Annotated in this window: 13 protein-coding genes (1 of these 13 only partly in view); 3 read left to right on the top strand and 10 right to left on the bottom strand. The window is 73.2% G+C overall.

From position 1 onward, the window contains the following. From WMF31_RS25230 to WMF31_RS25255, 6 genes are all read right to left on the bottom strand, one after another. A protein-coding gene (locus WMF31_RS25230; protein ID WP_436604388.1) for a peptidylprolyl isomerase crosses the window boundary here: on the bottom strand, window positions 1-145 show its 5' portion. 839 nt of this gene lie to the left of the window's left edge; 145 of the gene's 984 nt are visible here — the first part of the coding sequence; it begins with the start codon at window positions 143-145; its stop codon lies beyond the left edge, outside the window. Beyond that, window positions 142-324, bottom strand: a complete 183-nt coding sequence (locus tag WMF31_RS25235; RefSeq protein ID WP_129347087.1) for a hypothetical protein — start codon at window positions 322-324, stop codon at window positions 142-144. Before WMF31_RS25235 ends, WMF31_RS25230 begins: the two co-directional genes overlap by 4 nt. A gap of 97 nt (window positions 325-421) precedes the next feature. Beyond that, window positions 422-1261 carry a hypothetical protein gene (locus WMF31_RS25240; RefSeq protein ID WP_436604389.1) on the bottom strand — a complete coding sequence of 280 codons (840 nt, stop codon included), beginning with the start codon at window positions 1259-1261 and terminating at the stop codon, window positions 422-424. 9 nt (window positions 1262-1270) lie between these two features. After that, the gene (gene ttcA / locus WMF31_RS25245; RefSeq protein ID WP_129347085.1) at window positions 1271-2116 is read right to left on the bottom strand and encodes a tRNA 2-thiocytidine(32) synthetase TtcA; all 846 of its coding nucleotides are present in this window, start codon (window positions 2114-2116) and stop codon (window positions 1271-1273) included. 3 nt (window positions 2117-2119) lie between these two features. Beyond that, window positions 2120-3604, bottom strand: coding sequence for a leucyl aminopeptidase (locus WMF31_RS25250; RefSeq protein WP_436604390.1), 1485 nt, complete (start codon window positions 3602-3604; stop codon window positions 2120-2122). 300 nt (window positions 3605-3904) lie between these two features. After that, window positions 3905-4831, bottom strand: coding sequence for a class I fructose-bisphosphate aldolase (locus tag WMF31_RS25255; RefSeq protein WP_436604391.1), 927 nt, complete (start codon window positions 4829-4831; stop codon window positions 3905-3907). Window positions 4832-5129: 298 nt separating this feature from the next. Between WMF31_RS25255 and fbp the strand changes: the two genes are divergently transcribed. After that, the gene (gene fbp / locus WMF31_RS25260; RefSeq protein WP_436604392.1) at window positions 5130-6182 is read left to right on the top strand and encodes a class 1 fructose-bisphosphatase; all 1053 of its coding nucleotides are present in this window, start codon (window positions 5130-5132) and stop codon (window positions 6180-6182) included. A gap of 66 nt (window positions 6183-6248) precedes the next feature. Here the strand turns inward: fbp and WMF31_RS25265 are convergent, their stop codons facing one another. The 3 genes from WMF31_RS25265 to nadC form a co-directional block, all read right to left on the bottom strand. Beyond that, window positions 6249-6902: a radical SAM protein gene (locus WMF31_RS25265; protein ID WP_436604393.1), complete on the bottom strand. Its 654-nt coding sequence runs from the start codon at window positions 6900-6902 to the stop codon at window positions 6249-6251. Between the two features lie 118 nt (window positions 6903-7020). Continuing rightward, window positions 7021-7842: a biotin--[acetyl-CoA-carboxylase] ligase gene (locus WMF31_RS25270; protein WP_436604394.1), complete on the bottom strand. Its 822-nt coding sequence runs from the start codon at window positions 7840-7842 to the stop codon at window positions 7021-7023. Continuing rightward, window positions 7839-8696 carry a carboxylating nicotinate-nucleotide diphosphorylase gene (gene nadC / locus WMF31_RS25275; RefSeq protein WP_436606597.1) on the bottom strand — a complete coding sequence of 286 codons (858 nt, stop codon included), beginning with the start codon at window positions 8694-8696 and terminating at the stop codon, window positions 7839-7841. Before nadC ends, WMF31_RS25270 begins: the two co-directional genes overlap by 4 nt. Before the next feature lie 303 nt (window positions 8697-8999). Here nadC and WMF31_RS25280 point away from each other — a divergent pair, with 303 nt between their 5' ends. After that, entirely contained in the window at window positions 9000-11078 is a 2079-nt protein-coding gene (locus WMF31_RS25280) for a protein kinase domain-containing protein (protein WP_436604395.1), read from the top strand. Between the two features lie 473 nt (window positions 11079-11551). Here the strand turns inward: WMF31_RS25280 and WMF31_RS25285 are convergent, their stop codons facing one another. Then, complete coding sequence (locus tag WMF31_RS25285; RefSeq protein ID WP_436604396.1) at window positions 11552-12046, bottom strand: hypothetical protein; 495 nt, start codon at window positions 12044-12046, stop codon at window positions 11552-11554. A gap of 200 nt (window positions 12047-12246) precedes the next feature. Here WMF31_RS25285 and WMF31_RS25290 point away from each other — a divergent pair, with 200 nt between their 5' ends. Beyond that, the gene (locus WMF31_RS25290) at window positions 12247-12450 is read left to right on the top strand and encodes a hypothetical protein (protein ID WP_436604397.1); all 204 of its coding nucleotides are present in this window, start codon (window positions 12247-12249) and stop codon (window positions 12448-12450) included. Window positions 12451-12453: the final 3 nt, after the last annotated feature.

The raw sequence follows: 12453 nt of genomic DNA on the forward strand, positions 1-12453 counted from the left end.
GGGCAACGGGGATCTCCTCGGCGCCCACGCGGGCCGCCACGTCGGGCCGCAGCGTCGGCGCCCCGCTCGCGGACGTCGACAGGGCGGCCCACGCGACGCACGCGACGCACGCCGCTGCCGCAACGGATCGGCGTCCAGGCCTCATGCGCTGCCCCCGCGGGGACGAAGGATCTCCGTGGACGCCTTCAGCGACAGGCCTCCGATCACGAGGAGGTAGATCGCCTTGAAGTCCTGGCGATCTCCGAGCGCGTGCACCCCGAAGGCGAAGGAGCACGCGGCGGCGACGAGGAGCAGGATCGCGAAACCATCAACGGCGCGGGACACGCGCAGGAGTGTAACGCGATTTGGATGCGAACCGGCGGGGATGCGGGGGCGATGACCAACGCGAAGCGGGCCGATGGCGGGGGCCGACCGCCGCGGCTCAGCGCAGCATCATCACGACGGCTCCCAGCACGGCGACGACGATCAAGACCAGCAGCTGCCGGGCGGCGCGGTCGGTGAGCCGCCGCCCGGCGGTGGTCTGGCGGCGGCCGCGGGCGACCGCGACGCCAGCGGCCGCGGTGATCAGCGCGACGGAGCAGGCCACGCCGACCGCCTGGGCCAGGAGCGCCCGCTCCGGATCCCGGACGCGCCATGCGAGCACGAGGATCGCGAGGCTCACGAGCGCGCCGAAGGCGACGAGCGGGACGGCGAGCGGCGGGAGGTGGGCGCGGGCCTGCAGGAGGGGGGCGTCCGGGTCTGGCTCTGGCTGGCGCCGCGCATCCCAGCGATCGCGCCAGGAGAGCGCGAAGACGCCCCAGGCGACGGCGCCGATCGCCGCGCGGAACGGGTCGAGGCGGGACGGGTGCAAGGAGTGGGAGGCGAGCAGCCACGTCAGCGTGACGAGCGCCAGGAAAACAGAGATGCCGAGGTGCCGCGCGAGCCGACGGCGGGTGGCCGCGAGCAGCGGCGCGGCAACGCCGCACAGGAAGGCCAGCGTCGCGGTGACCCAGGCAGACGCCGGCGCGCCGCGGGCGAAGGCGGCAGGCGCGACCGTGATCGTCCAGGCGACCACCGCGGCGAGCAGCGCCTGGAGGGCACGCCCGTCGCCGAGCCCCAGATCGAAGCGAGCCGCGCCATGCGGCGCGGCATCGGCGCGAGCCGAGCTCGAGAGCCCCGCATCGACCTCGCGCGCGCGTGCCCCGTCGCGCACGACGGACGCGGTTGACTCCGCGTCGCGCTCGGCGGCGCTCGAGATCACCCCGGGGACATCCACGCTCATGGCGGACCGCTAGGCCAGATTTCTCAGCAGATTGCCGACGGGCAGCACATCCGGCGCCGGCGCGTCGGCGCCCGCCCCGCCTCCCCCCTCTTCCCGGGCGACCTCGAGCCCGAGCCGCTTCCAGAGGCCTGTGTCGAAGAGGTGGCTCGGGCGCACGTTGCCGAGGGCGGCGAGCATGTTCTGCCGCGCGCCGGGGTGGCGCGCGTCGAGCTCCGCGAGGAGCCGGCTCACCGCCTTGCGCTGGAGGTTCTCCTGAGATCCGCACAGATCGCAGGGGATGATGGGGAAGCGCTCCTCCGCCGCGAAGGCGGCGAGCTCGTCCTCGGCGCAGTAGATCAGCGGGCGGATCACCACGTTGTCGCCCTCGTCCGAGATGAGCTTCGGCGGCATGGACTTCAGCTGACCGGCGAAGATCAGGTTCAGGAGCAGCGTGGTCACGGCGTCGTCCCGGTGATGCCCGAGGGCGATCTTCGAGCACCCCAGCTCGCGCGCTGCGCGGTAGAGGATCCCCCGCCGCAGGCGCGAGCAGAGAGAGCAGTACGTCTTGTTCTCGGGGATCTTCTCGGTGACGATCGAGTAGGTGTCCTCGGAGATCATCCGGAACTCGTGGCCGCCCGCGGCCATGTAATCGGCCAGGAGGTGACCCGGGTAGCCCGGGTGCCCCTGATCGATGTTGACCGCGATCACGCTGAACCGGACCGGCGCGCGGCGCGCGAGATCGACGAGGAGCGCGTGCATCGCGTAGCTGTCCTTGCCCCCCGAGACCGCGCAGAGGATCCGATCGCCGTCGGCGATCATGTCGAAGTCGGTGATGGCGCGGCCCATGGCGCGCGCGAGCTTACGGCGTAGTTGCACGGTTCAACCGGAGAAGCCTTCGATGAGGCGGAGGTAGGTAAGCACGCCATGGCCCGTCCCGCCCTTCGAGAAGACGCCGTACGGCTTGCTCGCCGTCGACGGGCCGGCGATGTCCACGTGGATCCAGGGGACGTCACCCACGAACTCGCGCAGGAACAGGGCCGCGGTGATGGTCCCTCCCCAGCGGTCGGCCGTGTGCTTGATGTCGGCCCAGTCGCTCTTCAGGCCCTCCCGGAGCTCGTCGACGAGCGGGAGCTGCCACATCGACTCGCCCGCAGCCTTGGCGGCGCTCCGCATGCGCTCGGCCAGCTCCTCGCGGTTCGTGAAGAAGCCCGACACCGTAGGTCCGAGGGCCACGACGCAGGCGCCCGTGAGCGTCGCGTTGTCGACGATGAGATCCGGCTTCAGCGCGCGCGCATAGGCGAGGCAATCGGCGAGGACGAGGCGCCCCTCCGCGTCGGTGTTGATGATCTCCACCGTCCTGCCGTCGAACGAGCCGAAGATGTCTCCGGGCCGATACGCCGCGCCGTCGGGCATGTTCTCCGCCGCGCCGATGATGCCGTGCACCTCGACGTTCGGCTTGAGGGCCGCGACGGCGGCCATCAGCGCGATCACGTTCGCGGCGCCGCCCATGTCGCCCTTCATCTCCTCCATCCCCTGGGCCGGCTTGATGCAGAGACCGCCGCTGTCGAAGGTCAGCCCCTTGCCCACGAAGGCCAGCTTTCCCTTGGCCTTCCCTGCCGGGGAATAGACCATGTGGACCAGCCGAGGCTCCCGCGCGCTCCCCTGCCCCACGGCCATGATGAGCTTCATCCCCCGCTTGAGGAGCGCCGCCCTGTCGAGCACCGTGACCTTGAGCCCGTGCTGCTTGCCCACGCCCGCCGCGACGCGCGCCAGAGACTCCGGGTACACCTCGTTCGGTGGCTCGTTGATGAGATCGCGCGCGAGGCAGATCGCCTCGCCGACCTGCTGGCCGAGCGAGACCGCGTCCCGCGCCGCCTTGCTCACCTTGCCCTCGATGACCACGGTGCCGCGCGCGAGGCCGAACTTGGGCACGCGATCGCCCGTGAGGTACCGGGTGAACCGGTAGGCGCCGAGCACGAGGCCCTCCGCGGCGGCGCGCTCGGCGCGCTCGATGCCAGGCGGCACCGCGACCGCGACGCTCTCGGCGCGCACGCCGTTCGCGAAGCGCGCCCCCTTCGCCGCCAGGAGCCGGCAATCGACGTCGGTGAGCCTGCCCGAGCCCATCCCGAGCAGCAGCACGCGGCCGGGCTTCAGCGCGCCGCGCGTCGCGAACTCGATGCTCTGGTCCTTCTTCCCCGTGAAGTCGTCGCGCTTGACCTGGCTCTTCACGGACTCGCCCAGCGCCTCCGCGAGCCTCGCGAGCACGCCCTCACCCGTCGAGGCGCCTTCGGGCACACCGACGACGACGACGTCGGCGGGGGTGCTCAGCGGGTCTGACGAAGCAAGGTTCACTTTGATCGGCATGCGGTCTCCTGGGCCCGAACGTGGGCGTCTCCAGCGCGGCATCTAATCACGAAGGGCTAACCCCGTCGACGTGGACGATGCCCGCGAGCGGTCGGCCCGGAGCGCGTGAAGACGCGGCAGGGGCGCTCCGAGCGCCGACAGGAGCGCTCCGGGCGCGGAGGACGCGGGGGGCGCGCCGCCCTCTGCCCCCGCGCTCGAGCGGCGGCAGAGAGGCGAAGGCGCGCTCCGGCAGCGCGCCCCGCGCGGCGACGCCCGCTCGGACCGCCGGCCGCGAGCGCCCCCGGCCCCGGCCGAGAGGCGTCAGCGCGCGGACCTGTAAATCTGGATGACCTCGGAGAGGAGCTCGAGCGCCTCGGCGCGCGGACGCTGGAAGGCGTTGCGCCCCATGATCGAGCCGAACGAGCCGCCCGCGGCCAGCTCGCGCACCTCGGCGAGCACCGCGTCGGTCGCCTTGGCCTCGCCGCCGGAGAAGATCACCACGCGCTTGCCGTTGAAGGTCGCCTGCACGACGTGGCGGGCCCGATCAGCGAGCGTCTGGATCGGGATATTGTACTTCTCGTACGTCCTCTTCGCCTCCTCCTGCTCGACATGAGCCGTCGGCGGCTTGACCTTGATGATGTGCGCCCCGAGCTGCGCCGCGATGGTCGCCGCGTAGGCGCAGACATCGACCGCCGTCTCGCCCTGCTTGGACAGCCCGGCGCCGCGCGGATAGCTCCAGACGACGACGACCAGACCTCTGCGCTTGGCCTCGAGGGTGAGCTCACGAAGGTCCTCGTACATCCGGTTCCTCGCGCCGGATCCCGGGTAGATCGTGTAGCCGATGCCGACGCAACCGAGGCGGAGCGCGTCCTCGACCGAGGCGGTCACGGCCGGGTGAGGCTGCTCCACCCTGGCCAGCGTGTCGCTGTTGTTGAGCTTCAGGATCAACGGCACCTGCCCCGCGAACCTGGCCGCCACCGCCTCGAGCGAGCCGAGCGGCGCCGCGTACGCATTGCACCCGGCGTCGATCGCGAGCCGAACGTGGTAGTCGGGATCGTACGCCTCGGGGTTCGGAGCGAACGACCGCACCGGACCGTGCTCGAAGCCCTGATCGACGGGCAGGATCACCATCTTGCCGGTGCCCGCGAGCGCGCCGTGGCCGAGCAACCGGACGAGGTTCGTCAACGTGCCTGGATTGTCTGAAGAGTACCAGGAGAGGATCTGCTCTACAGGGGCAGTGAGCGCCATGGATCACTCCGTCGGGTTGTCGCGGCGCGGAGACCGCCTGATCACGCGGGGCGAGCGCCGCGCCATCCATGTCCAGCGCCAGGCCGGGCGGACGGGCTCGGGGCCTGGGTTGTTGAGGGTCTGGACGAACGTATCGAGCCCAACGCCCCCCGGAATCCCGGCGCCCGGACGATGTTGTACGCGGCCAGGGGATACGCAATCCTCCGGACCGCTCCGGTCGGCGCTCGAGGGCAGCGCCCGCGGGCGCGATCATCGGATGACGGGGCGGCGACGCCCTCGTCGACAAAGCGGAGGGATCATGTCGCTCTCATCGGACCATCAGCACCCGAGCTGGAGACCACCGGAGTCGCCGTCGCGCATCGGGATCACGCTCGAGACGTACATCCTCGAAGGGATGCTCGGCTTCCCCGCAGCGACCGGGGCGTTCACCTCGCTGCTGAATCAGCTCGTCCTGACGGCGAAGCTCGTGACCTCCAAGGTCCGACGCGCGGGGCTCGCCAATGTCCTCGGGTACACGGGACAGACCAACGTCCAGGGCGAGTCCGTGCAGAAGCTCGACGAGGTCGCCAACGAGACGCTGCTCAGCGTGCTCGGCAGGCAGGGACACTGCGCGGCCATGGTGAGCGAGGAGCTCGGGGACATGAGGGTTCTCTCCAGCGACCCGCGCGCCAAGTACCTCGTCGTCGTCGACCCGCTCGACGGCTCCTCGAACATCGACGTGAACATCTCGATCGGCACGATCTTCGGCGTGCTCCGCAAGGAAGAATCCAAGGCCGGCGCCGAGCCCTCGGACTTCCTGCGCCCCGGTCGCGACCTGCTCGCGGCGGGGTACGTGCTCTACGGATCGTCGACGCTGCTCGTCATCACGACCGGCCTCGGCGGCGTCCACGGGTTCACGTACGATCCCACCGTGGGCGAGTTCTTCCTCTCCCACGAGGACATCCGGATCCCGGAGCATGGCGCGACGTACTCCATCAACGAAGGCCACAGCGCGCGGTGGCCCGAGAGCGTGCGCCGCTGGAACGCCTGGATCAAGGAGGACGCCAAGCCCGAGGGGAGGCCTTACGGCGCGCGCTACGTCGGGTCGCTGGTCGCGGACGCGCACCGGACGCTGCTCAAGGGCGGCATCTTCGCCTACCCCGCCGATCGAAGTGGCCAGGGCAAGCTGCGGCTGCTCTACGAGGCGAACCCGTTCGCGTTCATCTTCGAGGCCGCCGGCGGCAAGGCGAGCACCGGGATCGAGCGCGTCCTCGACCTGACGCCGAGGTCGCTCCACGAGCGCGTGCCGCTCGTCCTGGGCTCGCCCCGCGACGTCGACGACTTCGAGCAGTTCATGCGCGGCGAGCGCTGAGGCGGCGCGGGACGACACCCGCCGCATCACCGGCGAGCCGCGCCGCAGGGCGGGCGGCTCGCCGCGTCAGACCCCCTGCGCGTCCGCCCCCCAGATGACCTTGTGCATCTGGATCTGCACCCGGACGCGCAGGCCGTCCTCGAGCACCCACCGCACGAGCTCCCTCGGCGCGAGGCGGCCCCAGACGCACGAGGCGAGCAGCGTCACGCCGCGCGCGTCGAGGCGCCGCTCGCGGATGGTGCTCCGCATCCACTCGTAATCCAGCCGGTCGGCGAGCACGAACTTGATCTCGTCGCGCGGCGTGAGGTGGTCCAGGTTCGACCAGCGGTTCCGGTGGGATTCGCCGGAGCCGGGCGCCTTCAGGTCCATGATCTTGTGCACGCGCGGATCGACGCGCGACACGTCCGCCTCGCCGCTCGTCTCCACGAGGACGGTGCGGCCCGCGTCGCAGAGCTCCGCGAGCAGCGGGAACGAGCCGGGCTGGAGGAGCGGCTCCCCCCCCGTGAGCTCGACGAGCGGCGTGTCGAACGAGAGCGCGCGCTCGAGGACCTCGCCCCGGCGGACGCGCGTGCCGCCGCGGAAGGCCTGCGGCGTGTCGCACCAGGTGCAGCGGAGGTTGCACCCGGTGAGCCGGACGAAGGCGCACGGCAGCCCGGCGAACGTCGATTCGCCCTGCACGCTGGCGTAGATCTCGTGAACGACGAGGGTGTCTTCTTTCAAGGAAGCGACGCCTCCGGGCAGATCGGGGCCGCCTGGTCAGCGCCCGCGCCGCCGGCGACCCGCGATGGGCCGCAAGCTTTGGCCGCGCGGCGCGCCCCGCGCAAGCGGCGCGGGGCGCTCAGCCCGAGGCGACGCAGACCTCGCCCGCCGCCACCCCCCGGAGGACGCCGTCCGCGCCCCGGATCAGGAGGTGCCCCGCCGGGTCGATCCCCGCCGCGACGCCCGCCACGCCGGCGACCTCGACGTGACGGCCGCGCAGCCAGTCCAGCCGGGCGAGGTCGTCCGCGAACGGCGCGAGCCCTCCCGCCTCGAACCGCGTCGCCGCGCCGCCGAGCGCCTGGAGCAGCTCCGCCGCGAGCACCTCGCGGGGCACGTCGTCGACCCCGAGCAGCGAAAGCGACGTGGCCCGCGCCGAGAGCTCCGGCGGGAAGCTCCGCGTCCCGACGTTGAGCCCGACGCCGACGATCACGCTGCTGACGGACTCGCCGCGGAGCTGCGCCTCGACCAGGATCCCCGCCAGCTTGCGGCCCCCGACGAGCACGTCGTTCGGCCACTTGAGCCTCACCTCGGAGGCGGCGCGATCGCCAGAGGCGCCGGGGCGGCGCGCCGGGGCGAGCCGCCGCTCGACGACGGACGCGACCGCGAGGCCCATGACGAGGGCGATCGGCGACACGCCGCTCGCCGGCAGGCCGGGGCGCAGCACCACCGACAGGTAGAGGTTCTCCCCGGGCGGGGAGTGCCAGGCTCGCCCGCCGCGCCCGCGGCCCCGCGTCTGCGCGTCGGCGAGGAACGCCGCCCCGTGCGGCGCGCCGGCGGCGGCGACGCGGCGCGCGTCGTCGTTCGTCGACGCCGTCTCCACCGCCACGGAGAGCGGCCTGCCGAGCGACGCGCCGAGGCGCGAGAGCTCGCGCTCGATGGCCTCCGCGTCGAGCCGCCTCACAGCGCGAGATCCAGCGCGATGTCCGCCGAGCGCGCCGAGTGCGTGAGCGCCCCGACGCTGATGACGTCGACGCCGGCCGCCGCGAGCTCGGGGATGCGCTCCAGCGTGATGCCGCCGGAGACCTCGAGCAGCGGCCGCCCGTGCTGCGAGCGCCGCGCGCGCGCGGCCGCGACCTTGACGTCGGCCAGCGTGAAGTTGTCGAGCATGATGATGTCCGCGCCCGCGGCCAGGGCCTCGTCGAGCTCCTGGAGCGAGGCGACCTCGACCTCGACCTTCGTCGTGTGCGGCGCGCGCGCCCGCGCGCGGGCGATCGCGGTCGAGATGCCGCCGGCAGCGACGATGTGGTTGTCCTTGATGAGCACGGCGCTCCCGAGGCTGTCGCGGTGGTTGTGCGCGCCGCCGATGCGCACGGCGTAGCGCTCGAGGGCGCGGAGGCCGGGCGTCGTCTTGCGGGTGTCGGTGATGCGCACGCCGGACCCTGCCGGCAGCGCGTCGGCGTAGCGGCGCGCCTCCGTGGCGATGCCGCTCATCCGCTGCGCGAGGTTGAGCGCGGTGCGCTCGCCGCTGAGGAGCGCGCGCGCGCGGCCGCGGACCGTCCAGAGCACGGCGCCCGTGTCGACGCGGGCGCCGTCCGCGACCAGCGCCTCGCCCTCCGCCTCCGGATCCAGGCGCTGGAAGACGCGGAGGAACACGGCCCCCCCACAGGCGACCAGCGGCCCCCGCGCGACCGCCTTCGCGGTCGCGCGCGCGGAGGCGTCGATACAGGCTTCGGTGGTGAGATCGCCCCCCGCGAGATCTTCATCCAGAGCGCGATCGATCAGAGCATCCAGCAACGGCGCAGCCAGCACAGGCATCTCCTCGGCGCCGCACCCCGGCGGCGGCTCCCAGGTATACTCGCTCCCACGCGCGCGCATCAGCGCCGTCGCACCCGCCGGTGCGCTGGATAACGCATCGCGTCGTCCCCACGCTGCCCCTGTGCTCAGACCCACGGTCGGAGCTGCCCGGGACGGGCGCTGGACGGGGTGGCAGGGCGCGGCGGCGCGAAAAAGCGGAGCTGATCGCGGCGCGCGCGCCCACGCGTCGCACAAATGGGGCTGACGTTCGTCTACCAGCCTGTGAGACTCTCCGAGCAACTCCAGCGCCCTCAACGGAGATCGATGCGTCCGCAGGCAGGCCAGGTCATCCATAACAAGTACCGACTCGTGCGCCTCATCGGGGACGGGGGCATGGGGAGCGTCTACGAAGCCCGCCACGAAGTGCTGGGGACGACGGTCGCCCTCAAGTTCCTCCACCCCGAGCTGTCCCGCCGCCCCGGCCTCGTGCAGCGCTTCCTGCAGGAGGCGCGCGTCTCCGCGCAGATCCAGAGCGCGCACGTCGTTCGCGTGGTCGACGTCGACCAGACGGCCTCCGGCCTGGCGTTCATCGTCATGGAATACCTGGAGGGGAAGACGCTCCAGACGCTCTACGAGGAGCTCTACCGGGCCGGCGTCCGGCTCGCGTACGCCGACGCCCTCGAGTACGCGATGCAGATGCTCGAGGGGGTCGAGGCCGCCCATCGCGCGGGCGTCGTCCACCGGGACCTGAAGCCGGACAACGTCATCATCACGAAGACGGCCAGGGGCGAGCCGCTCCTCAAGATCCTCGACTTCGGCATCGCCAAGCTGAAGGTCACGGGGGAGCTCGATCGAGGGCTCACGCGCCCGGGCGTGATCATGGGCACGCCCGAGTACATGGCCCCGGAGCAGGCTTACTCGGCCGACTCCGTGGACGCGCGCGCCGACATCTTCTCGCTCGGCGTCATCATCTTCGAGATGCTGGCCGGCCGCAGGCCGGTCGGCGGCGACGAGCCCCAGCAGATCGCGGGCGCCTACCTGACGGGCCAGATCTCGCGGCTCTCGGACCTCTCGCCGGAGCTCGCGCCCGGCCTCTGCGCCGCCGTCCACCGCGCGATGGCCGCCTCCCCGGCCGATCGCCACGCGACCACCGCCGAGCTCCGCAGCGCCCTCGAGCCGTTCGCGCGAGCCGCCCGCGCGCCGTCGGCGCTCACGCCGTCGCCGTCGGAGCCCGGCCCGGCGCGGTCCTCCGCGGCCGCCCTGCCGGCCGCCTTCGCGGCGCCCGGGATGGTCCCGCCCCCGGCCGCGGCGCCAGGAAACGGGATGGGCGACGGGCGCCCCAGCGGCGTCCCCAGGACCATTCCGCCGGAGGAGGGCCCGCACCACGTGTCGAGCGGCCCGCCGGCGGTGTCCGGGTTCGCGACGCCCATGGGCGGCTTCGCCTCGGACGCCCACGGCCCCGCCGCGTCGGGCCCGGGCTTCACGCCCAGGCCCGAGTCCTCGTCGGGCCCGTACGTCGCCGCAGGGGGCTATCCGCCGGTCGCGCAGCCGGCGACCGTGAGCGCCGCGCCTTACATGCCTCCGCACGGGGTGCCCGCCACGAGCTACGAGCCCGCGCCGCTCGATGCGTCGCCCCGCCCGGGCGGGACGGCGATCGGCAACGCTCCCTTCATGGGCGGGAGCTCGGCCCTGCCCGGCGCGTTCAACGGCGGCGCGGCGCCCGCCTACGGCGGCGTCCCTGCGGGCGGCGCGCAGGGCTACGTCCCGGGGACGGCGCCGATGGCCCCGTTCCCCGGGAGCGCGCACGCCGCCTCCGCGCCCGGCGCGCAGCGGCCGGCGAGGCGGGGGACGTCGCTGTTCACGATCCTGCTGCTCGCCACGGGGATCACCGGCGCGGTCGTGGGCGGCGTGTACATCACCCAGGAGCTCGGCCGCACCGAGGCCGCGGACGCCTCGCCGACGTTGCCGACCCCCCAGCCGACCACCCCGGTCCCCGCGGAGACGGTCCCGTCCACCCCGTCCCCTGCCACCCCGCCGCCTGTCACCGCGGCGCCGCCCCCCGTCGAGCCGCCGCCTGTCGCCACGACCAGGCCTCAACCCCGGCCGACCACCACGACGAAGCCCCCGGCAACGCCGAGCACGACCGCGACGCCGCCGACGACGAAGCCAACGCCGACGACGTCGGCGCCGCCGGCGCGCCCCAGCGGCACGCCGATCATCCCGACGCTGCCGCCCCTCGTGATTCCGTCGACGTTCCCCCCGTTCCCGTTCCCGTCGCCGACCAGCGCACAACCTGCCCCGGGCCCTCAGCCCACCACCACGACGAGCCCGACGCCGACGAGCCCGCCCTCCACACCGCCCAGCAGGCCTTCGCGACGCGTGATCATCGTGCCCAACAACTGACCTGCCCGTGGCTCGGGGGGGTAGGATGCGATCTCGATGAGCAACCAGAATAGCGGTCCGCCGCCCGGATGGCCTGCGCCCCCGAGCGGCATGTACGGCCCTGGCAAGACCGTGCCCGGCGAGCCTCCGCTCGCAGGGCTCAACCCGCCCCAGGGCGGCTTCCCCGTGCCGCCCGGCGCCGCTCCGCCCGACCCGGCCGCTGCGGGCGCAGGCGTCCCGCGGACCCTCGTCGGGGGAGAGAACAGCGACGCGCCCCCGCCCGGAATGCCCGGCCCGTACGGCGCTCCCGGGGGCGCGTACGGCGCGCCTCCCGCGGGCGCGCCCGGCCCCTATGGGCCCGGTGCGACGGCGAGCTACGGCGGCCCCCCCGTGGCCCCGGGCGCCTACGGGCAGCCGTCGTCTCCCGCCGGCGGCCCGTACGGCGGACCTCCGTTCGGCTCGCCGGGGATGCCCGGTGCCACCGCGCCGGGAGCCTACGCGGGCGGCGGTCCCCCGCTGCCGGGCGCCGCCGCGGCGCCTCTGGTGCCGGTGCCCGCGCGGCCTCGCCCGAAGAGCTCGGGTCTGGGGCTCGCCGTGATCGGGATCGGCGCCTTCGTGGTCATCGGCGGCCTCACGCTCGCGTTCTTCGTGATGCGCAGCGGGAGCTCATCCGAGGACGCCGCGCCGGTGATGGCGGTCGATGCGCCCCCCGCGCCGGCGTCGGTCGCCAGCGATCCGCCGCCCCCGCCCGCGACCACCACACCCGAGCCCCCTGCGCCGCCGCCGGAGCCGACCCCTGTGGCAGCGCCGAAGCCGACCGTGCGCGCGCAGCCGAAGCCGGCGACGCCCACCCCGACCTCCACCGCCACGCAGCCGGCGCCCACGTCGACGACGACCGCGGCCCCCACCTCGACGACGACCGCGGCCCCCACCTCGACGAGCACGGCGCCCGCTCCGACAACGTCCTCGACAGGCCGAAAGCGGATCATCCTGCCAGGCAGGAACTGAGCCGCTGGAACCGAGCCGCTGGAACCGAGCCGCTGGAACCGAGTCGCTGGAACCGAGTCGCTGGAACCGAGCAAGCTCGGATCCGTCCGCCTCGCCGTCGAGCTCGGCGCAGCAGGACGGATCCGAGGCGTCCGCCGGAACCCGCTTGACATGGCATCGGGGGTGATCAGGTTCTGACGCCATGAGCAAACCCGGGATCGCTGCAGTCCTGTCTTTCCTTGTTCCGGGTGTCGGGCAGATCTATAATGGTGCGTTTCTGCGCGGCATCTTCTGGCTGATCATCACGCCCGGCCTGTGGATCGGCACGGGGGGCTGGCTGGGCTGGCTCTGCCACCTGGTCTCCGCCTACACCGCGTACCAGTACGCGAAGCGCTCCGAGACCTGAGCC

This window comes from Sorangium sp. So ce1036, from assembly GCF_051369805.1.
GTDB classification, from domain to species: Bacteria; Myxococcota_A; Polyangia; order Polyangiales; family Polyangiaceae; genus Sorangium; species Sorangium cellulosum_F.